The 23,715-nt window shown below is 69.0% G+C and carries 21 protein-coding genes; 8 read left to right on the top strand and 13 right to left on the bottom strand.

Annotation, left to right across the window (positions count from 1 at the left end):
• Position 1: 1 nt before the first annotated feature.
• On the top strand, positions 2-1,297 hold the full coding sequence (gene hslU / locus ACOMG5_RS04035; protein ID WP_420342497.1) for an ATP-dependent protease ATPase subunit HslU: 1,296 nt from the start codon (positions 2-4) through the stop codon (positions 1,295-1,297).
• 1,145 nt (positions 1,298-2,442) lie between these two features.
• Here the strand turns inward: hslU and ACOMG5_RS04030 are convergent.
• From ACOMG5_RS04030 to ACOMG5_RS04020, 3 genes are read right to left on the bottom strand one after another with little or no spacing between them, the layout of a single operon-like run.
• Positions 2,443-3,030: a Smr/MutS family protein gene (locus tag ACOMG5_RS04030; RefSeq protein ID WP_420342496.1), complete on the bottom strand. Its 588-nt coding sequence runs from the start codon at positions 3,028-3,030 to the stop codon at positions 2,443-2,445.
• On the bottom strand, positions 3,027-3,881 hold the full coding sequence (locus tag ACOMG5_RS04025) for a murein transglycosylase A (protein ID WP_420342495.1): 855 nt from the start codon (positions 3,879-3,881) through the stop codon (positions 3,027-3,029). The genes ACOMG5_RS04030 and ACOMG5_RS04025 overlap by 4 nt, the downstream gene beginning before the upstream one ends.
• A 3-nt stretch (positions 3,882-3,884) precedes the next feature.
• Entirely contained in the window at positions 3,885-4,541 is a 657-nt protein-coding gene (locus ACOMG5_RS04020) for a Tim44/TimA family putative adaptor protein (RefSeq protein ID WP_420342494.1), read from the bottom strand.
• 97 nt (positions 4,542-4,638) lie between these two features.
• Here ACOMG5_RS04020 and ACOMG5_RS04015 point away from each other — a divergent pair, with 97 nt between their 5' ends.
• The 5 genes from ACOMG5_RS04015 to ACOMG5_RS03995 all read left to right on the top strand — a co-directional run bounded on the left by ACOMG5_RS04015 (position 4,639) and on the right by ACOMG5_RS03995 (position 11,768).
• A complete protein-coding gene (locus ACOMG5_RS04015; RefSeq protein WP_420342493.1) occupies positions 4,639-5,103 on the top strand; it encodes an FxsA family protein in 465 nt (154 codons plus the stop codon).
• Positions 5,104-5,178: 75 nt separating this feature from the next.
• Positions 5,179-5,667 carry a protein-export chaperone SecB gene (gene secB / locus ACOMG5_RS04010; protein WP_420342492.1) on the top strand — a complete coding sequence of 163 codons (489 nt, stop codon included), beginning with the start codon at positions 5,179-5,181 and terminating at the stop codon, positions 5,665-5,667.
• 149 nt (positions 5,668-5,816) lie between these two features.
• Positions 5,817-6,302, top strand: a complete 486-nt coding sequence (gene idi, locus ACOMG5_RS04005; protein WP_420342523.1) for an isopentenyl-diphosphate Delta-isomerase — start codon at positions 5,817-5,819, stop codon at positions 6,300-6,302.
• A gap of 37 nt (positions 6,303-6,339) precedes the next feature.
• Positions 6,340-8,211, top strand: coding sequence for an autotransporter assembly complex protein TamA (locus tag ACOMG5_RS04000; RefSeq protein ID WP_420342491.1), 1,872 nt, complete (start codon positions 6,340-6,342; stop codon positions 8,209-8,211).
• Positions 8,211-11,768, top strand: coding sequence for a translocation/assembly module TamB domain-containing protein (locus ACOMG5_RS03995; protein WP_420342490.1), 3,558 nt, complete (start codon positions 8,211-8,213; stop codon positions 11,766-11,768). Before ACOMG5_RS04000 ends, ACOMG5_RS03995 begins: the two co-directional genes overlap by 1 nt.
• 6 nt (positions 11,769-11,774) lie before the next feature.
• Here ACOMG5_RS03995 and ACOMG5_RS03990 read toward each other — a convergent pair whose 3' ends face one another.
• Positions 11,775-12,662 carry a LysR family transcriptional regulator gene (locus ACOMG5_RS03990; RefSeq protein ID WP_420342489.1) on the bottom strand — a complete coding sequence of 296 codons (888 nt, stop codon included), beginning with the start codon at positions 12,660-12,662 and terminating at the stop codon, positions 11,775-11,777.
• 92 nt (positions 12,663-12,754) lie between these two features.
• Here ACOMG5_RS03990 and ACOMG5_RS03985 point away from each other — a divergent pair, with 92 nt between their 5' ends.
• Positions 12,755-13,963 (top strand): acyl-CoA dehydrogenase, encoded by a 1,209-nt coding sequence (locus tag ACOMG5_RS03985; protein ID WP_420342488.1) that lies wholly within the window; start codon positions 12,755-12,757, stop codon positions 13,961-13,963.
• Here the strand turns inward: ACOMG5_RS03985 and ACOMG5_RS03980 are convergent.
• On the bottom strand, positions 13,948-14,781 hold the full coding sequence (locus tag ACOMG5_RS03980; protein WP_420342487.1) for a YihY/virulence factor BrkB family protein: 834 nt from the start codon (positions 14,779-14,781) through the stop codon (positions 13,948-13,950). The genes ACOMG5_RS03985 and ACOMG5_RS03980 overlap by 16 nt on opposite strands.
• A gap of 125 nt (positions 14,782-14,906) precedes the next feature.
• On the opposite strand from ACOMG5_RS03980, the gene ACOMG5_RS03975 reads away from it, so the two are divergent.
• Positions 14,907-15,740 carry a universal stress protein gene (locus ACOMG5_RS03975; protein WP_420342486.1) on the top strand — a complete coding sequence of 278 codons (834 nt, stop codon included), beginning with the start codon at positions 14,907-14,909 and terminating at the stop codon, positions 15,738-15,740.
• Here the strand turns inward: ACOMG5_RS03975 and ACOMG5_RS03970 are convergent.
• Genes ACOMG5_RS03970 through ACOMG5_RS03935 form a run of 8 tightly spaced genes read right to left on the bottom strand, consistent with a single transcriptional unit; the run spans position 15,737 to position 23,707 of the window.
• The gene (locus ACOMG5_RS03970; RefSeq protein WP_420342485.1) at positions 15,737-16,648 is read right to left on the bottom strand and encodes an ABC transporter permease; all 912 of its coding nucleotides are present in this window, start codon (positions 16,646-16,648) and stop codon (positions 15,737-15,739) included. The two genes, ACOMG5_RS03975 and ACOMG5_RS03970, sit on opposite strands and share 4 nt — an antisense overlap.
• Positions 16,645-17,706: an ABC transporter permease gene (locus ACOMG5_RS03965; RefSeq protein WP_420342484.1), complete on the bottom strand. Its 1,062-nt coding sequence runs from the start codon at positions 17,704-17,706 to the stop codon at positions 16,645-16,647. The genes ACOMG5_RS03970 and ACOMG5_RS03965 overlap by 4 nt, the downstream gene beginning before the upstream one ends.
• Positions 17,696-19,207, bottom strand: a complete 1,512-nt coding sequence (locus tag ACOMG5_RS03960) for an ABC transporter ATP-binding protein (RefSeq protein WP_420342483.1) — start codon at positions 19,205-19,207, stop codon at positions 17,696-17,698. The genes ACOMG5_RS03965 and ACOMG5_RS03960 overlap by 11 nt, the downstream gene beginning before the upstream one ends.
• A complete protein-coding gene (locus tag ACOMG5_RS03955) occupies positions 19,204-20,289 on the bottom strand; it encodes a BMP family ABC transporter substrate-binding protein (RefSeq protein WP_420342482.1) in 1,086 nt (361 codons plus the stop codon). The genes ACOMG5_RS03960 and ACOMG5_RS03955 overlap by 4 nt, the downstream gene beginning before the upstream one ends.
• Positions 20,290-20,299: 10 nt before the next feature.
• Positions 20,300-21,655, bottom strand: coding sequence for an amidohydrolase (locus tag ACOMG5_RS03950; RefSeq protein WP_420342481.1), 1,356 nt, complete (start codon positions 21,653-21,655; stop codon positions 20,300-20,302).
• Positions 21,652-22,272 (bottom strand): glutathione S-transferase family protein, encoded by a 621-nt coding sequence (locus tag ACOMG5_RS03945; RefSeq protein WP_420342480.1) that lies wholly within the window; start codon positions 22,270-22,272, stop codon positions 21,652-21,654. Before ACOMG5_RS03945 ends, ACOMG5_RS03950 begins: the two co-directional genes overlap by 4 nt.
• The gene (locus ACOMG5_RS03940) at positions 22,269-23,090 is read right to left on the bottom strand and encodes an aromatic ring-hydroxylating dioxygenase subunit alpha (protein ID WP_420342479.1); all 822 of its coding nucleotides are present in this window, start codon (positions 23,088-23,090) and stop codon (positions 22,269-22,271) included. The genes ACOMG5_RS03945 and ACOMG5_RS03940 overlap by 4 nt, the downstream gene beginning before the upstream one ends.
• Positions 23,087-23,707 (bottom strand): Rieske 2Fe-2S domain-containing protein, encoded by a 621-nt coding sequence (locus ACOMG5_RS03935; protein WP_420342478.1) that lies wholly within the window; start codon positions 23,705-23,707, stop codon positions 23,087-23,089. The genes ACOMG5_RS03940 and ACOMG5_RS03935 overlap by 4 nt, the downstream gene beginning before the upstream one ends.
• Positions 23,708-23,715: the final 8 nt, after the last annotated feature.

Raw genomic sequence — 23,715 nt, 5'->3', positions numbered from 1 at the left:
CATGACCAATCTGACCCCCCGTGAAATCGTCTCGGAGCTCGACCGCTTCATCATCGGCCAGGCGGCTGCGAAGCGCGCCGTCGCGGTGGCGCTGCGCAACCGCTGGCGGCGCCATCAGCTCGCGCCCGAGCTGCGCGACGAGGTCTATCCGAAGAACATCCTGATGATCGGCCCGACCGGCGTCGGCAAGACCGAGATCTCGCGCCGCCTCGCCCGGCTGGCGAAGGCGCCGTTCCTGAAGGTGGAGGCCACCAAATTCACCGAAGTCGGCTATGTGGGCCGCGATGTGGAGCAGATCATCCGCGATCTGGCCGATGCCTCCATCGTCGAGACCCGCGAACGCATGCGTGAGGAGGTCCGCGCCCGCGCGCAATCCGCCGCCGAAGACCGGGTGATCGCCGCGCTGGCCGGGACGGACGCACGCGAGAGCACCCGCGAGCTGTTCCGCACGAAGCTGCGCGACGGGCTGCTCGATGACAAGGTGATCGAGCTGGAGGTGGCCGATACCGCCCAGCCCGCGATGTTCGCCCCGCCCGGGATGGAAAACCAGATGCAGGGCCTGCAGGAGCTGTTCAAGGCCTTCGGCACCGCCCGCCGCACCCGGCGCAAGATGACGGTGGCCGAATCCTACGAGGTGCTGATTTCGGAGGAGGCGGACAAGCTCCTCGATGACGAGGCGGTGAAGGCCGCGGCGCTGGAGGCGGTGCAGCAATCCGGCATCGTTTTCATCGACGAGATCGACAAGGTCTGCGCCCGCGCCGAGACCCGCGGCGGCGACGTAAGCCGCGAGGGCGTGCAGCGCGACCTGCTGCCGCTCATCGAGGGCACCACGGTCTCCACCAAATACGGGCCGGTCAAGACCGACCACATCCTGTTCATCGCCTCGGGCGCGTTCCACATCGCAAAGCCCTCTGACCTGCTGCCGGAGCTGCAGGGCCGCCTGCCGATCCGGGTGGAGCTGCAGCCGCTGACCGAGGCGGATTTCGTGCGGATCCTGACCGATACCGACAACGCCCTGACCCGGCAGTACACCGCGCTGATGGCGACCGAGGAGGTCACCGTCAGCTTCACGCCCGATGGCATCGCGGCGCTGGCGCGGATTGCGGCGGAGGTGAACCGCAGCGTGGAGAACATCGGCGCGCGCAGGCTCTATACGGTGATGGAGCGGGTGTTCGAGGAGCTGTCCTTCACCGCGCCCGACCGCGCCGGCCAGAGCGTGACGGTGGATGCGGCCTTCGTGGAGCGGTATCTGGGTGATCTCGCGCGCTCCACCGACCTGAGCCGCTACGTGCTCTGAGCCTGAAGGCGGCACGGCACAGCAGGCGCCGGGCCGTAATGGCGGATGGGTCGGCTCAAGAATACGGCGGTCATCCGGTTCTGGGCCGCTGATCCTTGCCGCAATACGGCGCGGGCGAAGAGCCTCAGGCCCAGATGCCCACCGCCTTCGCGGCACGCCCCTCCGCTGAATGATCCCGACCGCTTCCGAGATCCCGATCATATCGGCGCCCGGGCGCCCCGTGCCACTCTCCCCCGCAGGATGGTCAGGCGGGACAAAGCGGACTCCAAGCGCAGGACCGGGCGCCGCGCGGTTCGGCGGCGAAATGCGCGTGCTAAGGCCACTGCGCGATGCGCTGGCAGGAGAATTTACCGATACCTTCCGATGTGTCCGGGGCGCCTGAGAGGGACGGTACATCTTTAGCTGAGGTCGATGATCCACTCGACGATTTTCATGAGGCGGGTCACCAGCTTCAGGAACCGCGCAAGGTTTCTCAGCGAGATTGCCGGAACCTTAGAAGAAAAGCGTGATATAAGGGCTTGCATGTCGGAAGCTCCCTGATCATGCCGCACACTGAGTGCAGGGTTGACCGGGCGCATTTCCTATGCGGCCAGAATTCTGGGCAATGTATACCCCTTAATTAAACGGTATACCCACGCCCGGTCGTGCGCAAGCGATTCGCTGCTAGGGCCCACGATCTTCCCCGCCGTCTTCCTGCCTTTTGCAGGGTACCGGCCTTCATGGCGTAATCCGGGGGCCGCGCGGGGTGCAAGAGCTGACCGCCCCGGGACGAAGCGCAGCCTTCCCGCCGGAGCGGGTGAAAGGCCCGCGCAGCACCTACCCCCAGGGTATGTTTCACTACCATTCCGGCAGGCACGGGTACGGCGCCACCCGCAGCGCGGCCCACACCCGCTGGAGCGCCCCACCGCTCCCCCTGCGCGTCAGGCCCGATAGCTTCGCCTGCGCTTGGCGACAGGCAATCCCCCGCTCCCGGCGCCCGGCACCGAAATTCCTGACCGCCGCACAGCAGAGACACCGTCGCAGCTTCTGTGGCGCTGCGGGGGCACCCGGAAAAGGGAAAAACGGCTCAGCCTGCGGAAGCGGCAGGCATCGTTGCGGGCCGCACCGAAATGGCCCCACTCCCGCCAAGCGGCGCCGCCGCAGCCTCAGCGCAAACGCCGCAAATAGACGTAATAGGCGCCTGCGCCGCCATGCTTCAGATGCGCTTCGGTCACCTGCATGACCACCGCGCCAAGGGGCGGCAGCCGCAGCCATTGCGGCACCTGGTGGCGCAGCACCCCGGTGCGCTGCGGGATCGGGCCATCGTCGCGCCCGGGCTTGCCCTTGCCGGTGATGATCAGCACCAGCCGGTGGCCGCGGTCCTGCGCCCCCAGCACGAAATGGATCAGCTCCGGATGCGCCTGCGCGAGGGTCATGCCATGCAGGTCGATCTTTGCATCGGGTTCCAGCTTGCCGCGCAGCATGTTGCGGTGCGCCTTGCGGTCCATCACCACCGGCAGCGCGGCCAGATGTGCTCCGATCGGGGCGGCGAGGTCATGGCCCGGCTTCGGCGCGGCCTTCTCCCCCACCCGGAACGCGCGGGCGAGCGAGGGCGGCGCCACCACCGGCTCCTTCGGCGGCGGGGTCAGGGCCGCGGGCAGCTCCGGGCGCGCGGCATGCATCGCCTGCGCCGAAGCCGCCACGCGGGACCACAGCTCGCGCTCCTCCTCGGTCAGGCCGCGGCGCCGCCTCATGCCCGCCTCCGCAGCCAGACCATGCGGCCGCGCGCGTTGATGTTGCCCGCAATCCGCCCGGCCTCGGCGCCGGAGCCGATGAAGATATCGCCCCGGCCCACGCCCTTGATCGCCGATCCGGTGTCCTGCGCCACCATCAGCCGCGCGCCCCAGCCCGGGCATTCGACCCAGACCGGGCTTCCGAGCGGGATCACCTCCGGATCGACCGCCAGCGTGCGCCCCGGCGTCACCGGCACCGCCATCGCCCCGATCGGGCCGAGATGCGGCGGCAGGTCCAGCTCACGGAAGAACACATAGGAGGGGTTGTGGTTCAGCAGATCCGCCACCTGCTCGGGATGGGCCCGGCACCAGGCCCGGATCACCTCGGGCGTCAGCTGCTCGGGCGGGGCCACGCCCCGGCGCACCAGCTCGCGCCCGATGGAGCGGTAGGGGTGGCCATTCTTGCCCGCAAAGCCGAGCCGCATCGGGCCTTCGGGCGTGCGCAGCCGCACCGAGCCCTGCACCTGCGCGAGGAAGGCCTCGATCGCGCTTTCCACATAGGCGATCTCGTAGCCGCGCAGCAGGTTTTGCCCGGTGATCACCGCGCGCGTGTGCCACAGCGTCGGCAGGCCCTTCGGCATCGCATGCAGCGGCGCCGGAAACTCCGCGCTGCGCCGCCGCGCGCCGCGCAGCTCGGGCTCGTAATAACCGGTGTAATGCGCGCTCCGGCTGATTTCGACCGGCTCGAACAGCGCCTCGAACCACTGCCGCGCGCCCCCGTCCTGCTGTGCGCCGGCGGCAAATACCGCCCAGGCGGCCGCGTGGTCGTCCTGGCTCCAGCCGGGAAGGTCAGACCAGCTGAGCGGCCGCACGGCTCAACCGCCCGTGCCGACCAGCTGCCAGTTCGGATCGGCGCTGCCCATGGTGCGCGCGAAGGTCCAGACGTCGCGCTGCTTGCGCGGCGCGCGCGGATCGCCCTCCACCACGTTGCCTGCCGCATCCTTCGCCGAGGAGATCAGCTCGGCGCCGAATTTCACCGTGAGCTCGGCCTCCTTGCTGGCGGTATCGAAGCGCACGTCGCCCAGCGTCAGCTCGCGCAGGCCGAGGAATTCCGCATGCACCTCCAGCCCCTGCGCCCGCCGCGCGCTCAGCGCCTGATCGAAGGCCGCCAGAACCTCGGGCGCCAGGAACGGCTTCACCTTGTCCAGATCGTCGGTCTCGAAGGCCATCAGGATCATCTCATAGGCCGCGCGCGCGCCCTGCAGGAAATTCGCCACGTTGAAATCGGGCTCGACCCGCTTCATCTGCGTGAGCGCCGCAGCCGCCTCCGAGCCTTCGGGGACATGGTCGATGATGTCGCGGTCCGGCCCGCCCTCGATCACCTCGAGGCCGCGCCGGTCGGCCGGGCCGGGGCGATCGACCACGATCGGTTTCTCGAACCCGTCCCGGGTGCCGAGCACGTTCTTCAGCCGAAGGACCAAGAAGATCGCGATCGCCGCAAGGACGATCAACTGGATGACGGCATTCGACATGGGCTTCCCGGAATTTTGGTTTTCTTTGCATTCGCGCTCACCCCACTTATGTAGGCGAAGGGCGCGATCAAGTCCATCGGCGCCCGGAAAGGACGTTATGTGGTTTCTGATTGCCGCGCTGGCGCTGCCGCTGGTGGAAATTGCCCTGCTGATCCAGATCGGCGGGCTGATCGGCCTGTGGCCGACGCTCGCCTGGATCGTCGGATCGGGCGTGCTGGGCCTGGCGGTGATCCGCGGCGAGGGCGCACGCGCACTCACCGATGTGCGTCTGGCCGCGGCCGAGCTGCGCGACCCGACGGCGCCCATGGCCCGCGGCGCGCTGTCGGCGCTGGCCGGGGTGCTGCTGGTGCTGCCGGGCTTCCTGACGGACATCGTCGGGCTCGCGCTGCTGCTCCAGCCCATCCGCGCGCTCCTGCTGCGCACGCTGGCGCGCAAGGTCCGGGTACAGACCTATGGCACCCCCTCCCAGGCCCCCGGCGTGATCGACGGCGAGTTCCACGAGATCGACGCCGCCAGCCTGCCGCCGCGCGGCCCCTCCGGCTGGACCCGGCACGACCATTAAGCCAGGCTGCGATGCCGCATTGAGGCGCGACCGGCCAGATGCTACACCCTCGGGCGACGGATTCAGGAGGGTACCATGACCGATCAGCCGAACGGGGCCGCCCCGGAGCAGCCCCAAGTCAAGATGAGCATCCTGGCGCAGTTCATCCGCGACATGTCGTTCGAGAACGCCGTGGCCCTGAAGGGGCTGTCGACCGCCGACATCCAGCCCGAGATGCAGGTGCAATTCGCCCTCGACGCCCGCAAGCGCGCCGTCGAGAACCAGTATGAAGTGATCACCAAGGTCAAGGTGACCTCCACCAACAAGACCAACGGCACGCCGCTGTTCCTGCTGGAAGTGGATTACGGCGGGATCTTCCACGTCGAGGGCCTGCCCGAAGAGCAGCTGCACCCGTTCCTGATGATCGAATGCCCGCGCCAGCTGTTCCCCTTCGTGCGCCGGATCGTCTCCGACGTGACCCGCGATGGCGGCTTCCCGCCGGTGAACCTGGACCCGGTGGATTTTGTGGCGCTGTACCGCGCCGAGATCGCCCGCCGCATGCAACAGCCTGCCGCGGTCTCCTGAGCCTGCGACACCCGCGCGCGGTGACGAATCGGGCCGCTCCAGCCATGCTGGGGCGGTCTTTTCATATGAGGCCCCCGGTGCCTGAAGCCGTGCCTGAAGCCGTGTCGCAAGACCTGATCCCCGCCTGGCTCAATGGCCGGCTCGTCCCGATGGACAAGCTGGCGGTGCACCGGCGCGGGCTGCGCCATCCGGCGGTGTCGGTCTTCGTGCTGGCCGGGGGCGAGGTGCTGCTGCAGCAGCGCGCGGCCACGAAATACCATACGCCCGGGCTCTGGGCGAACACCTGCTGCACGCATCCGCACTGGCAGGAGCCGCCGGACCGCACTGCGCGGCGGCGCCTGCGCGAGGAGCTCGGGATCACCGGGCTCTATCCGGTTCATGCCGACCGGCTGGAATACCGCGCCGATGTCGGCGGCGGGCTGACCGAGCACGAGGTGGTCGACGTCTATCTGGCCTATGCCGAGCCGGGCCTGCCCCTCGCGCCGGATCCGGCCGAGGTCGCGCAGGTGCGCTGGATCGGGCTCTATGACCTGGTGGCGGAGGTGCAGCGCCACCCGGCCCGCTTCACCCCCTGGCTCGTGCTCTACATGACCCGCCACATCGACCGGATCTTCGGCACTTTACCGCGGAGCTGACGGGAACCGTTTGCGATTCCGACCGTTTTTTGCCTAAATGACACGCAAAGCAGCGCGCGGGACCGCCCGGTTCCGGATCAGGCTGCGCCCGGGGCAGGAATACGAGGGGGAGCCGATGCGCCATTCGGCACTATGCGCAGGTCTGATCGCGGCGGTGCTGGCGGCCCCGGCCCTGGCGCAGGAGTACAGCTTCACCGTCCCCGGCGCGCCCGGCGATGTCGAGGAGGCGCTGAAGAACACCTCCCTCGCCCGCGAAGGCCTGCGCGCGGACCCGAAACCCGGCGCGGGCGATCTGTTTGCCTCGGCGCGGGCGGATTATGCGCGCCTCCTCGGGGCGCTCTACGATCAGGGCTATTACTCTCCCACCATCTCGATCAAGATCGACGGGCACGAGGCCGCGAATATCGCGCCGCTGGATGCGCCGGAGCGGATCGGCCGCATCGACATCCAGATCCTGCCGGGCCCGCGCTCCAGCTTCTCCCGCGCTGCGATCGGGCCGGTGGCGCCCGGCACCGCGCTGCCTTCGGGCTACCGCGAGGGCGAAACCGCCCGCACCGGCGTGATCATCGACACCGCCCGCGCGGGCGTCGAGGGCTGGCGCATCGCGGGCCATGCCAAGGCCAGCGTGCGCGATCAGCGCATCACCGTGGATCACCGGCGCAATACCGTCTCCTCCGACATTTTCCTGCAGCCCGGGCCGGAGGTGCGCTTTGGCGAGCTGATCGTGCGCGGCAACAAGCGGCTGCGCACCGAGCGGCTGGTCGAGATCGCGGGCTACCCGACCGGCAAGAAATACTCCCCCGACCGGATCGAGGAAGTCCGCAACCGGCTGCGCCGCACCGGGATCTTCAGCGCGGTCACCCTGACCGAGGCCGAGAAGCTGCGCGACGGAAACCTGCTCGACGCGCGCGTGCAGGTGGCCGAGGACAAGCTGCGCCGGATGGGCTTCGGCATTGAATACGGCACTTCGGACGGGCTCTCGCTCACCGGCTACTGGCTGCACCGGAACCTCTTGGGCGGCGGCGAGCGGCTGCGCTTCGACGCCTCCATCACCGGCATTGGCGGCACCACCGGCGGCACGGATTATATCCTCGGCATGCGGCTGGACCGCCCGGCGACCCTCAGCCCCGACACTTCGGGCTTCGTTCTGGCCAAGGCCGCGCGGGAGCATGAGGAGGATTACGTCCAGACCAGCTCGACCCTGGGCCTGGGCCTCACGCATATCTTCAACGAGCGCCTCACCGGCGAAGTGGCGGTGCAGTCGCAATGGGCAAAGGTCGAATATGACGGCGGCATGGACATCTTCCGCTATGTCTCCTTCCCCGGCACCCTGACCTGGGACAACCGCGATACCCCCACCGATGCCACCCGCGGCTATTATGGCAAGGTCGGCGTTTCGCCCTTCATCGGGCTTTCGGGCACCGGATCGGGGGTGCAGTTCACGGCCGACGCCCGCACCTACAAGGGCTTCGGCGCCAACAACCGCTTCGTTCTGGCCGGGCGGGTGCAGGCCGGGGGCGTGTTCGGCCCGAGCATCGCCGATACGCCGCGGGACTACCTGTTCTATTCGGGCGGCGCCGGCACCGTGCGCGGCCAGCCCTATCAATCGCTGGGGGTCAGCGTGCTCGACGGCGGCGATCTGAAAACCGGCGGCTCGCGCTTCGTCGGGCTGTCGGGCGAGGTCCGGGCGATGGTCACGGAGAGCATCGGCCTCGTGGCCTTCTACGACGCGGGCTATATCAGCGCGAAGGACTATCTGAACGATTCCGGCGAATGGCAATCGGGCGCAGGCATCGGGCTGCGCTACAAGACGCCGATCGGGCCGATCCGCCTCGATGTGGCGGGGCCGGTCAGCGGCTCCACCGGCGATGGCGCGCAACTCTACCTCGGGATCGGGCAGGCATTCTGATGCGGAAACTCGCGCTCATCGCACTGCTGCTGCTGCCCCTGCCCGCGCTGGCGCAGGAAACCGCCGCGCCCCCCGCCGCCGCCACGCAGGAGGAGGAAAGCCGCGACCGCTCCTGGCTCACCGGGCTCATCGAGGACAATCTCTCGGGCGCCGGGCGCACGGTGCGGCTCGAGGGGTTCAAGGGCGCGCTGTCGTCGCGCGCGACCTTCGACAGCCTGACCATTTCCGATGATCAGGGCGCCTGGCTCACAATCCGCAACGGCGCGATGCAATGGCGCCGCGCGGCGCTGCTGACCGGGCGGATCGAGATCGGCGAGCTTTCGGCCGAGGAGATCGACCTGCCGCGCCTGCCCACGACCCCGCCCGGCGCCGAGGACGCCGCGCCCGAGGTGACGCCCTTCGCCCTGCCCGAGTTGCCGGTCTCGGTGAATATCGGCAAGCTGACCGCGGCGAAGGTGGTGCTGGGGGCGCCGATCCTGGGCGAGGAGGTGAGCTTCGATCTCGATGGGGCGCTCTCGCTTTCCGGGGGCGACGGCAAGGTCGATCTCAAGGTGAACCGTATCGGCACGCCGTCGGGCCAGGTCTCGCTCACCGGCGCCTTTGCGAACGAAACCCGCCAGCTGTCGCTCGACCTGCTGGTGGATGAGGGCGCAGGCGGCATCGTCGCGCGGCTGGCGCAGCTTCCGGGCGAACCCGCGCTCACGCTGGCCGTGGCGGGCAGCGGCCCGCTGTCGGATTTCAACGCCGATGTGGTGCTGAGCACCGATGGCTCGCCGCGGCTCTCGGGCAAGGTGATCCTCGGCAGCCGCACGCCCGAAGGCGCCACCGCGCCGGAGAGCACCTTCAACGCGCATCTCGCGGGCGACGTGACCCCGATGCTGCCGCCCGAATACCGCAGCTTCTTCGGCACCAATGCCGCCTTCGTGGTGACGGGCGCGCGCAAACCGGATGGTGCGCTGTCGCTCTCGCAGCTGCAGGTCTCCAGCGAGGCTTTCGACCTCAACGGCCAGCTCGACCTGCTGGCCTCCGGCATGCCCGCGCGCTTCGACCTCGCAGCGAAGCTTGGGCTGGCCTCCGGCGCGCCGGTGCTGCTGCCGGTCTCGGGGGCGAAAACCTATGTGCAGGATGGCACCATCGCGCTGAGCTATGATGGCGCGGTATCGTCGAACTGGGCGCTCGATGGCACGGTGAATGGCGTTGCCCGCGACGATATGAAGATCGCGGCGCTCACCCTGCGCGGCGCGGGCAAGATCACCCCCAACGGCACGCGCGCCGTCGATGGCCGGGTGGAGATCGCGGCGCAGGGCCTCGCGCCCACGGATGCAGCCCTCGCCGAGGCCCTCGGCGACAGCCTGCGCGCCAGCACCGGCTTCGGCTGGACGGAAAACCAGCCCCTGCGCCTGAGCGGGCTCACGCTCGCGGGGCGCGACATGTCGCTCGTGGGCGATCTCTCGGTGGACAATCTGGCGAAGGGCGCCGATGTGAGCGCGGATCTCGCGCTCGATCTGCGGCGGCTCGCGAATTTCGCGCAGCTTTCGGGGCAGCCGCTCGCGGGCGCGGCCACCGGGCGCATCAGCGGGACGGCGACGCTCCTCACCGGCGCCTTCGACCTCACCGCCGATATCACCGGGCAGGACCTGAAGATCGGCCAGCCGCAGGCCGATAACCTGCTCAGCGGCACCGCCAAGATCACCGCCTCGGCACGGCGCGACGAGACCGGGCTCACGCTGCGCAGCCTGACCGCCAATGCCCGCAACCTGACCGCGCAGGCGCAGGGCCTGCTGGCCACCGGCCGCACCGACCTGACCGCGAAGATCGAAATGCCGGATCTGTCGGTGCTGGGGGCGGGCTACCGCGGCGCGGTCGCGCTCGATGCCACGGTGAAGGACCAGGACGGCGCGCGGCGCTATGGCGCGAACGGCACCGCACGCGGTATCGCCATCGGCAACCCGCAGGCCGACAAGGTCCTTGCCGGCACGACCACACTCGCCGTGCAGGCCGTGGATGCGCGCCAGGGGATCGTGCTCAGCGCGCTGAGCCTGCAAAACCCGCAGCTGCAGCTGACTGCGGAGGGGGATCCCGCGCGGATGAAGGTCTCCGCACGGCTGGCGAATGCGGCGCTGCTGGCGCCGAATTTCCCCGGCCCGGTGACGGTGGACGGCACCCTCGCCCAAACCGGCGGCGGCTACCGGGTGGATGTGAAGGCCGCGGGGCCGGGCGGCACCCAAGCCAGCGTCGACGGCACGCTCGCAGGCGATTTCTCCAGCTCCGATCTCGCGATCCGGGGCCGCACGCAGCTCGCGCTGGCCAATGCCTTCATCGAGCCCCAGACCCTCGACGGCGCGCTGGACTTCGACCTGCGCATGAACGGCGCGCCGGGCCTGCCCGCCCTCTCGGGCAAGATCACCGCCGCCAATGCGCGGATCACCGCACCCACGGCGAATATCGCGCTGGAGCGGGTGAACCTGCGCGCCGACCTCGGCCAGAGCCGGGTGCAGCTGACCACGACCGGCAATTTCCGCGGCGGCGGTTCGCTCCGGCTGAGCGGCCCGATCGCGCTGACGGCCCCCTATGCGGCCGACCTCCGGCTCGATCTGAACGCCGCGCGCCTGCGCGACCCGCAGCTCTATGATACCCGCATCAGCGGCGGGCTGCGCATCGCCGGGCCGCTCACCGGCGGCGCGATGATCCGCGGCGCCCTCACGCTGGCCGAGACCGAATTGCGCGTGCCCTCGGGCGGCGTATCGGGCGCGAAGCCGATCCCCGAGATGCGCCATGTGAACGAAAACGCCGCCTCGCGCACCAGCCGGGCGCGCGCCGGGCTGACCGGCGAGACATCCGGCGCGGGCGGCGGCGGGGGCGGCTTCGGGCTCGATATCACGGTGAACGCCCCGCGCGAGATCTTCGTGCGCGGGCGCGGGCTGGATGCGGAGCTCGGCGGCGCGATCCGGCTCACCGGCACCACCGCGAACATCATCCCGATCGGCGGCTTCAAGCTGATCCGCGGGCGGCTCGACGTGCTGACGAAGCGCTTCGACCTGACCGAGGGCAATATCGCGCTGCAGGGCGCAATGATGCCGTGGATCTCCTTTACCGCGGTGACCCAGACCAGCGATACCACGATCAACCTGCTGCTGGAGGGCAATGCCAACGAGCCCGAGCTGACCGTGACCTCCAGCCCCGAACTGCCGGAGGAGGAAGTGCTCGCGCGGCTCCTGTTCGACAAGGGCGTCACCAACATGTCGGCGCTGCAGGCGGCGCAGCTGGCCTCTGCGGTGGCGACCCTGGCCGGGCGCGGCGGCACCGGCCTGCTCTCGCGGCTGCGCCAGAATTTCGGGCTCGATGACCTCGACTTCGGCACCGATGCCGATGGCAATGCCACGGTGAAGGCCGGGCGCTATATTTCCGACAAGGTCTATTCGGACGTGGCGATCGACGGCAAGGGCGAGACCACGCTGAATCTGAACCTCGATGTGACCCGAAACGTCACCGCGCGCGGCTCCGTCGGCACCGATGGCGACAGCGCGCTCGGCCTGTTCTTCGAAAAGGACTACTGAGCCGGGTCAGCGCGCGACCCGCGCGATCCAGTCGCGGAAGGCGATCAGCGCGGGCGAAGGTGCAGCCTCGGCGGGCCAGACCAGAGAATAGGTCCCGACCCCCGAGACCACTTCGCCCGGGGTGCGCACGAGGCGGCCCTCATGGATCTCCGGATCGGCGAGGAACTCGGGCAGCAGCGCCACCCCCACCCCATGCGCGGCCGCCTGCAGCATCGGCGCGAACTGATCGAACATCACCCCCTGCCGGTAGGGCGCGTCGATGCCATGATGGGCGAACCACGCCCCCCAGGCATTGGGCCGCGATTCCAGCTGCAGGAGCGGCAGGCTGGCGAGGTCCGCGGGCGCAGCCGTCGGATGCTCGGCCGCGAACCCGGGCGAACAGGCCGCCACGATGCGCTCGTCGAACAGCTTCATATGCTCGGCCTCGGGCCAGGGGCGGGTGCCGAAATGGATCGCCGCATCGAAGGTCTCGGCCGCGAAATCGAAGGGCCGCATCCGGGTGCCGAGGTTCAGCGTCACCCCCGGGTTCTCATCGAGGAACTGCCCGAGCCGCGGCGCCAGCCAGCGCGTGCCGAACGTGGGCAGGATCGCCAGGTTCAGCACCCCGCCGCCCGGATTGGCCTTCAGCCCGAGCGAGGCCCGCGCGATCAGCTCCAGCGCCTTGCGCACGTCGCGCGCATAGGCGAGCGCGGGCTCGGTCGGGATCAGCCGCCGCCCCTCGCGGCGAAACAGCGTCACCGTGAGCTGGCCTTCGAGGTTCTGGATCAGCCGGCTGACCGCGCCCTGGGTCAGGCTCAGCTCCCGCGCGGCGGCGGCGGTGGAGCCGGTGCGGCACACCGCCTCGAAGGCCGAGAGCAGCGAAACCGAGGGGATATAGCGCCGGGGCAGGGTCATCTATGTGTTCCATACATTGTTATCGGCGAGAATAGCGTTGGATTCGCGGCGAAGACAGCCGCATATAGCCTGAAACGCATGGAGGAGCCGCGATGGCACTGAAACCGAAGGACGCCCCCGACCTGAGCCGTTTCGACTGGGAGGACCCTTTCCGGCTGGATCAGCAGCTGACCGACGAAGAGCGCATGCTGCGCGATGCGGCCCATGCCTATGCGCAGGAAAAGCTGCAGCCGCGGGTGATCCGCGCCTTCGCCGAAGAGGCGACCGATCCGGCGATCTTCCGCGAGATGGGCGAGATGGGGCTTCTGGGCGTCACCGTCCCCGAGGAATATGGCGGGATCGGCGCCTCCTATGTGGCCTATGGGCTGGTGGCGCGGGAAATCGAGCGGGTCGATTCGGGCTACCGCAGCATGATGTCGGTGCAGTCGAGCCTGGTGATGTATCCGATCTATGCCTATGGCTCGGAGGAGCAGCGCCGGAAATACCTGCCGAAGCTCGCCTCAGGCGAATGGATCGGCTGTTTCGGGCTGACCGAACCCGATGCGGGCTCCGATCCGGCCGGGATGAAGACCGTCGCGAAGAAAACCGCCGATGGCTATGTGCTGAGCGGCTCGAAGATGTGGATCTCCAACGCGCCGATCGCCGATGTCTTCGTGGTCTGGGCGAAATCCGAGGCCCATGGCGGCAAGATCCGCGGCTTCGTGCTGGAAAAGGGCATGAAGGGGCTCAGCGCGCCGAAGATCGGCGGCAAGCTTTCGCTGCGCGCCTCCATCACCGGCGAGATCGTGATGCAGGACGTGGCCGTGGGCGAAGACGCGCTGCTACCGAATGTGGAGGGGCTGAAGGGGCCGTTCGGCTGCCTCAACCGGGCGCGCTACGGCATTGCCTGGGGGGTGATGGGCGCGGCCGAATTCTGCCTGCATGCCGCGCGGCAATACGGGCTCGACCGCAAGCAGTTCAACAAGCCGCTGGCGCAGACGCAGCTCTATCAGCTGAAGCTCGCGAACATGCTGACGGAGATCAGCCTCGGCACCCAGGCCTGCCTGCGCGTGGGCCGGCTGATGGACGAGGCCAATGCCGCGCCGGAGATGATCTCCATCATCAAGCGCAACAACTGCGGCAAGGCGCTGGATGCGGCGCGGCTCGCGCGCGACATGCATGGCGGCAACGGCATCTCCGAGGAATTCCAGGTGATCCGCCACATGGTGAACCTGGAGACGGTGAACACCTATGAAGGCACCCATGACGTGCACGCCCTGATCCTCGGGCGGGCAATCACCGGGCTTCAGGCGTTCTCCTGAGCCTTGCGGGTCGCGTTGAGCTCGGCGTTCAGCGCGGCCCCCAGCAGCACGGACACCGCGCTGACATAGAGCCACATCATCAGCGCGATCACCGCGCCGATGGAGCCGTAGACCTTGTTGTAATTGCCGAAATTCGCCAGGTAGAAGGTCAGCCCGAGCGAGGCCGCGCCCCAGACCGCCGCCGCCAGCACCGAGCCCCAGCTGAACAGCGGGTCGCGCTCGTCGGGCGTATTGGGCCCGTAGCGGTACAGGATGCCGAGCGCGGTCAGCATCATCAGCAGCATGCCGATCCAGGGCAGCCCCGTGGCCAGCCAGCCGGTGAGGCGGTGAAACGGCAGGAAATTCATCGCGACCGGCACGATCACCACCGTCGCCAGCGCGACCAGCATCACCCCCACCAGTGCCACCGTCACCACATAGCCGAACAGGTAGCCAAAGAGCGTGCTGCGGTGCTCGGTGCCATGGATCAGGTTCAGCCCGTCGATCAGGGCGCCCACGCCCGCGCGCGCGGACCACAGCGTGATCAGGATCGACAGGATCGCGGGCCAGCCGATGCTGTCGCGCGGGCCCTGCAGCAGCGCGCTGATCTGGCCGCTGAGCAGCTCGAAGGCCGCGGGCGGGATGAAGGCATCGGCCACCTGCATGTAGGACTGGATCACCATCGGATCGGCGAATGTGCTCCAGATCGCGATGGTCGCCGACAGGCCCGGGAACACCGCCAGCATCGCATAGAAGGCGACACCCGCGCCGATCAGCATGATCTGGGTCTCGATCAGCCGCGTGATCAGCCGCCCTAGGAAGGATCCGATGGCCTGCACGTCCACTCCTCTTTTGGGGGAGCATGTTTCACCCGGCGCCGAAGCGCAACCGCCCTTCGTCCCTCTTTTCGCCGCTGGCGGAAAGGATTAGCGATAGGGGCAGGAATTCTCGCCAAGGGGTCGCCATGAACAAGATCATCGCCTTCGTCGACGGCTCGCTCTATTCGGCCAGTGTCTGCGGGCTCGCGGCCTGGGCCGCGCAGCGGCTGGAGGCGGGCGTGGACATCATCCACGTCATCGGCCGGCGCGAGGCGCAGCCGGGCGGGCCGCTGGGCGCGCGCTCCGGCCTGCAGGCAGAGCTGGCGGCGCTCGATACGCAGCGTGCACGGCTGGTGGAGATGCGCGGCACGGCGATCCTGGAGGATGCCGGGCAGCTGGTGCGCGATGGCGGCATCAGCGCCGTCACGACCGAGGTCGTGCATGGCGATCTGCTGGCGACGCTCGCGCAGCGGGAGCAGGAGGCGGCGCTGGTGCTGATCGGCAAGCGCGGCGAGGCCGCGGATTACGCCATCGGCCATCTCGGCTCGAACCTCGAGCGTATCGTGCGCACCGCGACGAAGCCGGTGCTGGTGGCGGCGCGGGCGTACCGGCCGGTGCAGAAGCTGCTGATCGCGCATGACGGCGGCGCGGCCTCGCTGCGGGTGATCGACCATATCGCGCAATCGCCGCTGTTTGCGGGGCTGACGGCGCTGGTGGTGCATGTGGGCCCTTCCATGCCCGAAATCACCCGGCGCCTGGCCGAAGCGGAGAAGCAGCTGCGCGCGGCCGGGCTGAAGGCCAGCACCCGCATCGTGCAGGGCCAGGCGGATGCGGCGCTCGGGCGGCTCGTCGACGAGGAGGGCTTCGACCTGCTCGCGATGGGCGCCTTCAACCATTCGCGGATCCGCTCGCTGCTGATCGGCTCGACCACGGCCGCGGTGATCCATTCGTGCCGGGTGCCGGTCCTGATGCTGCGCTAGCGCTCGAAGGGCTCGCCCAGCGAGGCGATGGCGTTCAGCTTCATCCGGCGCCGGTTCGACGAGATCGCACCCAGGATCAGCACCGTGGCCAGGTAGGGCAGGCTCGCCAGGAGCTGCGAGGGAAGCTGCACGCCCGCCGCCTGCGCCGTCAGCTCCGCGAGCGACAGCGCCCCGAACAGACAGGCGCCGAGGAACACCCGCCCGGTCATCCAGGTGCCGAAGACTACCAGCGCGAGCGCGATCCAGCCGCGCCCAGCGATCATGCCATCGGCCCAGAGCGGCGTATAGACGGTGCTGGCATAGGCGCCGGCGAAGCCGCTCATGGCGCCGCCGAAGACAATGGCCGCCGCCCGGCAGCGGATCACCGGGGTGCCGATCGCATGGGCTGCATGCGGATTTTCCCCCACCGCGCGGATCCGCAGGCCAAGCCGCGTCGCGCGGAACATCCACCAGATCGCACCCGTGGCCAGCAGGCCGAGCCACACCACGATATCCTGCTCGAAGAGCCCGCCCACCACCGGCAGCGCCGAGAGGCCCGGGAGCGCGAGCTTCGGCAGGCCCTGCACGGTGAGGCTCTCATAGGGCTTGCCCAGCAGGGCCGAGAGGCCGAGACCGAGGATGCCGATCGCGAGCCCCGCCGCCACCTGATTGGCGCGGAAGCCGAGGACGAGCGCCGCGAACACCCCCGCCAGCGCCGCCCCCACCAGCCCCGCGGCCGCGAAGGCCAGAGGATGGCCGCCGCCCAGATAGACGGTGATGAACGCCACCGCCGCCGACAGCGCCATCATCCCCTCGAGCCCGAGGTTCAGCACGCCCGAACGCTCCACCACCAGCTCGCCGAGCGCCGCAAGAAGGAACGGCGTGGCCGCCGCCAGCATGCCCGAGAGGATGAATTCCACCGCGCTCATCGCACCCCCCGCACCAGCCGGTAGCGGATGAAGGTCAACCCGCCGAGATAGAACACCAGAAGCAGCCCCTGCACCGTGCGCACCGCCGCCGCCGGCAGGCCCGCGCTGACCATCGCGCTGTCGCCGCCGATATAGAGAACCGCCATCAGGAAGGAGGAGGCGAGGATGCCGAGCGGATGCAGCCCGCCGAGATAGGCCACGATGATCGCCGCATAGCCATAGCCGGTGGAGACCGAGCGCTGCAGCTGCCCGAGCGGGCCTGCGACCTCTGCCGCCCCCGCAAGCCCCGCCGCGGCGCCTCCGATCAGCAGCGCGATCCAGACCGCGCGGCTCTCGGCGAAGCCCGCATAGGCGGCCGCACGCGGCGCGAGCCCGCCCACCAGCAGCCGGTAGCCCGCGAAGCTGCGCTGCATCACCAGCCAGGCCAGCGCCGTAGCCGCCAGCGCAAACAGCAGCGCCACGCTTACCCGCGTGCCCTCGAACAGCACCGGCAGCATCGCATCCCAGGGAAACATCACCGATTGCGGGAAGTTGAACCCGGCCGGGTCCTTCCAGGGGCCGAGGAGCAGATAGTTCAGCAACTGCGCCGCGACCAGGCTGAGCATCAGCGTCACCAGGATTTCATTGGCGTTCAGCCGCGCCCGCCAGAACGCCGCGATCCCCGCCCAGGCCATGCCGCCGAGCATCCCCAGAGCCATCATCGCGGGCCAGACCCACCAGCCCTCCGCCACCGGGTTCCAGACCGGGATCGCGGAGGCGAAGATCGCGCCGAGGATCAGCTGCCCCTCGGCACCGATGTTGAATACCTTGGCCCGGAAGCCGATGGCCAGCCCCTGCGCAATCAGGAGCAGCGGCGTCATCTTCAGCAGCACCTCGGACAGGCTCGCCCAGCTGGCGAAGGGCTCGAGCAGCAGCGCCCGCAGCGCGGCACCGGGCGGCGCGCCGAGCGCCCAGAACAGCGCCGCACTGGTGGCCAGCGCCAGAAGCAGCGCCACCACCGGCGCCAGCACCGCAGCCCGCAGCGAGGCGCGCTCGCGCCGGATCAGCCTAGGCCGCATGGCCCACCCCCCGCGCGCCGATCATCCATTCGCCCACAACTTCCGCCGATGTCTCCGGCAGCGGCAGCGCGGGCGAGAGGCGGCCCTGATGCAGCACATGCAGCCGGTCGCAGATCTCGAACAATTCCTCCAGCTCCTCGGAAATCACCAGAATCGCGCGCCCGGCATTGCGCATCGCCACCAGCCGGTGGCGGATGGCGGCGGCGGCGCCAATGTCCACGCCCCAGGTGGGCTGGGCCACGAACAGCACCTGCGGCTCCAGCAGCATCTCGCGGCCGATGATGAATTTCTGCAGATTGCCCCCCGAAAGCGCCCCGGCCTCCGCCTCCGGCCCCGGGGTGCGCACGTCAAAATCGGCGATGCAGCGGCGGGTGAGCGCGGCCTCCGCGCGCCGGTCGATGAGCCCATGGCGGACAAGGCCGCGGCCATGGGCGGTGAGCAGCGTATTGTCCGAAAGCGACATCTCCGGCACCGCACCGCGGCCGAGCCGCTCTTCGGGGACGAAGGCGAAGCCCATCGCGCGGCGCCGGGCCGCGCCCAGATGGCCGACGCCCTGACCGAGCATCCGCACCATGTCGCGCGCGGCTTCGGGCAGGCGGGTTTCGCCCGAAAGCGCCGCGGCCAGCTCCTGCTGGCCATTGCCGGAAATCCCCGCGATGCCCACAATTTCGCCCGCCCGCACGGACAGGCTTATGCCACGGAGCGACACCCCGAACGCAGCTTCGGACGGCAGATCGAGGCCCACCGCCTCCAGCAGCGCCGGGCCTGGGGCACGGGGCTCCGCGGGCAGCGGCGCAGGCATCGCCCGGCCGATCATCAGCGCGGCCAGATCCGCCGCCGCATGGGCGCGCGGATCGAGCTCGCCAGTGACGCGGCCCGCGCGCAGGATCGTCGCGCGGTCGCAGAGCGCGCGGATTTCCTCGAGCTTATGAGAAATGAACAGGATCGACACCCCGCCATCGCGCAGCCGCCGCAGGGTCTCGAACAGCAGCGCCACGCTTTGCGGCGCGAGCACCGAGGTCGGCTCATCCAGAATGAGAAGCTTCGGCTCGAGCATCAGGCAGCGCAGGATTTCTACCCGCTGCCGCTCGCCCACCGAAAGCGCATGCACCTGCGCTTCTGGGTCCACCTCGAGCCCATAGGCCCGGCCCAGCTCCCGGATCCGCGCGGCCAGCGCCGCCTTCGCCCCGGGCACGATCAGGGCGATGTTCTCGGTGACGGTCAGGGTCTCGAACAGCGAAAAATGCTGAAACACCATGCCGATGCCAATCGCGCGCGCCTCGGCCGGGGAACCGGGGCGCACCGCGCGCCCCTGCCATTCCATCGTGCCTTCATCCGGGGTCTCGACGCCATAGATCAGCTTCATCAGCGTCGATTTGCCCGCGCCGTTCTCGCCCAGGATCGCATGGATCGACTTCGGCGCCACGCTCAGGTCGATGGCCGTATTCGCGGCCACCGCCCCATAGCGCTTGGACACCCCCTGAAGGCGCAGGAGGCTCATTTCGGAAGCGGCGTCACGACACCCTCGACATGCCAGTCCATGCCCAGGATCTGGTCGTCGGGGAGCGCGGAGCCGGCCGCCACCACTTCGGTGCCATCGGCCTTGCGGATCGGCCCGGCGAAGGGATTGAAGCTGCCCACGGCGATCTCGGCCTCGGTCTTGTCGATCCGGGCCTTCATCTCGGCCGGAATATCGGGGTTCCAGTCCGTCACATAGACGACCTTGTCCGCCATCCCGAGCCAGTGCGAGGCGCCCTTGAAGGTGCCTGCCAGATGCGCCTCCACCTCGGCGATGAAATAGGGCGACCAGTCCGTGCCGACCACGCCCAGATATTTTTTCGGCGCGTAGCTCTTCATCGAGGAGTTCAGGTTGAACACATAGACTCCCGCTTCCTCGCAGGCCGAGACCACCGAGGGCGTATCCTGCGCATTGGAGAAGATCACATCCACACCCTGCGCGATCAGCGCCTTGGCGGCGGCCTGCTCCTTGGCCGGGTCGAACCAGCTGTTCACCCAAACGACCGAAACCTCGATCTCCGGATCTACGGCGCGCGCGCCGAGCGCGAAGGCATTGACCGAAGTGATCAGCTCCGGGATGGCGAAGGCCGAGACCGAGCCGATTCTCTTCGTCTTGCTTAGCGACGCCGCTGCCATGCCCATCAGATAGGTGCCCTGGAAGTAGCGCGCGGCGAAATTCGCGAAATTCGGCGCCACCTGGTAGCCCGAGGCATGGAGCACCGACACATCCTTGAACCGCCGCGCCAGCTGCAGCGCGCCGTTCATATAGCCGAAGGAGCCCGCGACGATGACCTTGTTGCCGTCGGTCACGGCCTTTTGCATGATCCGGTCGGCATCGGGGCCTTCGGGGATATTCTCGAGCCAGGTCAGCTTAACCTTGTCGCCGAGCTTGGCCTGCACGCCTTCGAGGCCGAGGCGCAGCGTATGCGACCAGCCCACATCGCCGAAGGGCGAGGGCGTGATCAGCGCGACGCCGAGCGGATCGGCGGCGCGCGCCACCCCGGGCAGGCCCAGAGCGGCAGTCGCGGCGGCGGAGGTGGCGAGGAACTGGCGGCGGGTTGTCATGGTCTCTCCTTCAGGTGAGCGTGGCATTCAGGACGGCTTCGGCCTCGGCGGCCATCTGCGCTTCGTCGAGGCCGGGGAATTCCCCCTTGGCCCAGACGACGCGGCCGTTGATCATGGTCAGGTCCACGGCCATGCCGACGCCGACCTTGGGGATCAGGCTTTGCGGATCGTGCCGGGTGCCGACGTAATCCATGCGGCGGGTATCTATGGCAAACAGGTCGGCCGCCATGCCGGGCGCGAGCCGCCCGATATCGGCCCGCCCGAGGCACGATGCCCCGCCCTCGGTCGCCATGCGCAGGAATTCGGCCGGCACCGGCACCGGATGGGCGCGGCTTTTCGCGGCGAGGCATTGCAGCATGTAGGCCGAATGGACGCAGTGCATCAGGCTGCCGTTGTCGTTGGAGGCGGTACCATCCACGCCAAGGCTCACCCGCACGCCCTCGGCCACCATCGCCGGAATATCGGTGATTTCCGCGCCCACGAGGTACACGGGCTCCGGGCAATGCGCGACGCCGGTGCCCGAGGCCGCCAGCGCGCGGATTTCGCCGGGCGTCAGCTCCCAGCAATGGGCATAGAAGGTATCAGGGCCGGCAAAGCCGATCTCTTCCAGGTAATCCACCGTGCGCAGGCCGTGGCGCGCCGCCATCACCGGGCTTTCGCCTTCGCCCACATGGGTGTGCAGGAACACGCCTTTGTCGCGCGCCAGCCGCACGGATTCGATGAAGGTCTCGCGGTAGCTGTTCACCGGCTGGCAGGGTGCCACCACCACCTGGCGCATGCTGAAGCGGGAGGTGTCGTGGTAGCTGTCGATCAGGCGCGCGCAATCGGCGATGAATTCATCCGTGCTTTCGCGCATCTCATCGGGAATGGTCGAGCCTTCGGATTTGGGCAGGGTATTGCCGCCGCGCCCGGCATGGAAGCGCAGGCCCAGCTTCGCAGCCGCCTCGAACTGCCGGTCCACGATCCGCGTTCCGGCATGACGCGGGAAATTGTACTGGTGATCGAAGGCGGTGGTGCAGCCGTGCTTGATCAGCTCCGCCATGGCGGTGAGCGATGAGTGGTAGAAGCACTCCTCCGTCAGCCGGGCGAAGATCGGATAGATCGTATCGAGCCACTGGATCACCGAAAGCCGGGTCCAGTCCAGATCCACGCGGTTGCGCACGAAGGTCTGGAAGAAGTGGTGATGCGTGTTCACGAGCCCTGGGTAGAGAAACCATCCCGTGGCATCGATCACCTCGGCGCCCGGCGTCTCCAGCCCGGGGCCGATGGCGCGGATTTCCGGCCCCTCGACCAGCAGGTCGGCATCGCGCAGCACCGCGCCGGTGGCGGAGGTGACGATGGCGGCAGCATTGCGGAACAGGATCATGCCGCATCTCCTCCGAATTCGGGGCCGGGTTCGGGTTTCAGGTCGTGCAGCCGGTGGATCCCGGGCATTTCGATGAAGCCGGGGAGCGCGCGGAGGGCGCGCATCCACAGCCGGATCCGCGGATAGGGATCGAGGCTCACGCCGCCATCGGGCGCGAGCGCCACATGCGGGAATACGGCGATATCGGCCACCGTCACCCGGTCTCCGGCGAGGAAGGGCGCCTCGAACAGCGCGGCCTCCAGAATCCGCAGCCAGAGCACGCCATCGCGGCGCAGCGCGTCGATGTCTCCCGGCTGGCACAGCATGTCATGGGCCCGCGCGGCGCCCAGGGTCGCGGCGAAATGGCGGCTGCGCGCGAGCCATTCGGCCTCCAGCGCATTGCCCCGCCACGCCCTGGCCAGATGCAGCAGGATCGCCACCGGTTCGGTGAGCGTCAGCCCCCCGTCCACCAGCACCGGGATCGTCCCGGCCGGGTTGATCTCGCGGAAGGCGAGGCCCTGCTCCTCATGGCCCGGATAGGCATCCACCGGCACGATGTCCAGCCGCTGCCCGGTCAGGGCCGCCATCAGCCGCACCGCATAGCAATCGGGCGACAATACATAGTCATAGAGGATCATGCCGCCACCAGCTGCGCGCCATAGGTGAAGCCGCGCCGCTTCAGCCAGCGGCGATAGGCGATGGAGGTCAGGTCGGCCCGGGTGGGCGTTTCCATCCCCGGGTCCAGAGGCAGGCGCCGCGGGATCTGGTTCTCCAGGATCGAGCGGTCCTGCAGGAAGATCATCTGCTGGAACTGGATCAGCCCGGCCATCGGCGTGTCGTCGTCAAACAGCGCCATCCAGGGCCACACATCGCACAGCTCCTCGGTCAGCGGCTGCACGAAGATGGCGATCACATCCCATTCGCCGGGCATCGGCGGGCTGGTCTTGTACAGCACCGAGCAGGTCGGATGCGGTACCCGGTACATGTATTCGGTCTCGATCCCGCCCTCGGCGGATTTCGCGGCCTGCGGCTGATAGAAGCGCACCTTGGTGGCCCAGACCTCATCGATCTCATCGCGGATCTGCACGTCGTATTTATAGACCTCGGTATGCGGCTCCGCGCCGAGGATATCGGTATGCACGAAGGGGAAATGCGCGATATCGAGGAAATTCTCCACCGCGCGCAGGGGCGAGCATTTCACCCGCACCACGCCCACGTCGACCAGCCTGCGCCCCGGCTGCGCGGCCTCCGGGATCGGGAACAGCGCGCCCGGCGCACCGAGCGAGACCCAGACATGGCCATAGGCGATCTGCACCGGCAGAGCGCGCCCCTCGGCTTCGGCGGCAATCTCGGTCCCGCGGCGGAACACCCGCAGCGGCTGGCCGAGCAGCATCGTCTCGCGCTCCGGCTGCGTGGCCATGGCCACCGGGAACCATTCGTTGCGTGGGTCGCTCATGCCTCCGCCTCCGCCGGGGTTTCGATCCGGCGCCGCAGCGCCTCCAATGCGCGCGAGGCGGCCGCGCGGGCGGTGCCGGGCTGCGTCAGCGCGAACAGCCGGGTGCTGCCAGTCATGCCCAGGAAAGCGAGCGTCACCGGCGCATCGAGGCCCGGCAGCCGGGTCTCCCCCAGAGCGCCCGCGATGCCGGTCGCGGCACGCAGGGCAGCCTCGGGCGCGGCCACATCAAGCGAGCGCAGCGGCTCCAGCCCTTCGGCCGCGGGCGGCGGGGCGGCAATGGCGGCCTCCGCAATCCAGACCAGCCCGTCGCGCTCCGCGCAGGGATAATCCGTAACGCGGATCGCCGCCGGCGGCTCCAGATCCGGGTGCGCCGGGATCTTGCGGCACTGGCCCGCGCCATCGAAGCGCCAGCCGTGATAGATGCACGACAGAAGCTCGCCGCGCACGAAGCCATGCGAGAGCCGCATGCCGCGGTGCGGGCAGCGGTCTGGCCAGCAGGCGAGGCGCCCAGAGGCCGCGCGCCACAGCACCAGATCGCCCCAGGGCGCGGCCACGGGGATTGCCACCCCGGGCGGCAGCTCGGGGGTCAGGGCAACGGGTATCCAGCTGGAAGGCATCGGTCTCT

Origin of the sequence: Paenirhodobacter sp., from assembly GCF_041916475.1 — a bacterium.
Lineage (GTDB): Bacteria > Pseudomonadota > Alphaproteobacteria > Rhodobacterales > Rhodobacteraceae > Rhodobacter.
Note: the sequence above shows the minus strand (reverse complement) of the source record. Positions and strands in the feature narration are given on the sequence as shown.

Coding starts and splice junctions, on each gene's coding strand:
- hslU (WP_420342497.1), top strand. CDS start 2: ATGACCAATCTGACCCCCCGTGAAATCGTCTCGGAGCTCGACCGCTTC.
- ACOMG5_RS04030 (WP_420342496.1), bottom strand. CDS start 3,030: ATGAGGCGGCGCCGCGGCCTGACCGAGGAGGAGCGCGAGCTGTGGTCC.
- ACOMG5_RS04020 (WP_420342494.1), bottom strand. CDS start 4,541: ATGTCGAATGCCGTCATCCAGTTGATCGTCCTTGCGGCGATCGCGATC.
- ACOMG5_RS04015 (WP_420342493.1), top strand. CDS start 4,639: ATGTGGTTTCTGATTGCCGCGCTGGCGCTGCCGCTGGTGGAAATTGCC.
- secB (WP_420342492.1), top strand. CDS start 5,179: ATGACCGATCAGCCGAACGGGGCCGCCCCGGAGCAGCCCCAAGTCAAG.
- idi (WP_420342523.1), top strand. CDS start 5,817: ATGGACAAGCTGGCGGTGCACCGGCGCGGGCTGCGCCATCCGGCGGTG.
- ACOMG5_RS04000 (WP_420342491.1), top strand. CDS start 6,340: ATGACACGCAAAGCAGCGCGCGGGACCGCCCGGTTCCGGATCAGGCTG.
- ACOMG5_RS03995 (WP_420342490.1), top strand. CDS start 8,211: ATGCGGAAACTCGCGCTCATCGCACTGCTGCTGCTGCCCCTGCCCGCG.
- ACOMG5_RS03990 (WP_420342489.1), bottom strand. CDS start 12,662: ATGACCCTGCCCCGGCGCTATATCCCCTCGGTTTCGCTGCTCTCGGCC.
- ACOMG5_RS03985 (WP_420342488.1), top strand. CDS start 12,755: ATGGCACTGAAACCGAAGGACGCCCCCGACCTGAGCCGTTTCGACTGG.
- ACOMG5_RS03975 (WP_420342486.1), top strand. CDS start 14,907: ATGAACAAGATCATCGCCTTCGTCGACGGCTCGCTCTATTCGGCCAGT.
- ACOMG5_RS03970 (WP_420342485.1), bottom strand. CDS start 16,648: ATGAGCGCGGTGGAATTCATCCTCTCGGGCATGCTGGCGGCGGCCACG.
- ACOMG5_RS03965 (WP_420342484.1), bottom strand. CDS start 17,706: ATGCGGCCTAGGCTGATCCGGCGCGAGCGCGCCTCGCTGCGGGCTGCG.
- ACOMG5_RS03960 (WP_420342483.1), bottom strand. CDS start 19,207: ATGAGCCTCCTGCGCCTTCAGGGGGTGTCCAAGCGCTATGGGGCGGTG.
- ACOMG5_RS03955 (WP_420342482.1), bottom strand. CDS start 20,289: ATGACAACCCGCCGCCAGTTCCTCGCCACCTCCGCCGCCGCGACTGCC.
- ACOMG5_RS03950 (WP_420342481.1), bottom strand. CDS start 21,655: ATGATCCTGTTCCGCAATGCTGCCGCCATCGTCACCTCCGCCACCGGC.
- ACOMG5_RS03945 (WP_420342480.1), bottom strand. CDS start 22,272: ATGATCCTCTATGACTATGTATTGTCGCCCGATTGCTATGCGGTGCGG.
- ACOMG5_RS03940 (WP_420342479.1), bottom strand. CDS start 23,090: ATGAGCGACCCACGCAACGAATGGTTCCCGGTGGCCATGGCCACGCAG.
- ACOMG5_RS03935 (WP_420342478.1), bottom strand. CDS start 23,707: ATGCCTTCCAGCTGGATACCCGTTGCCCTGACCCCCGAGCTGCCGCCC.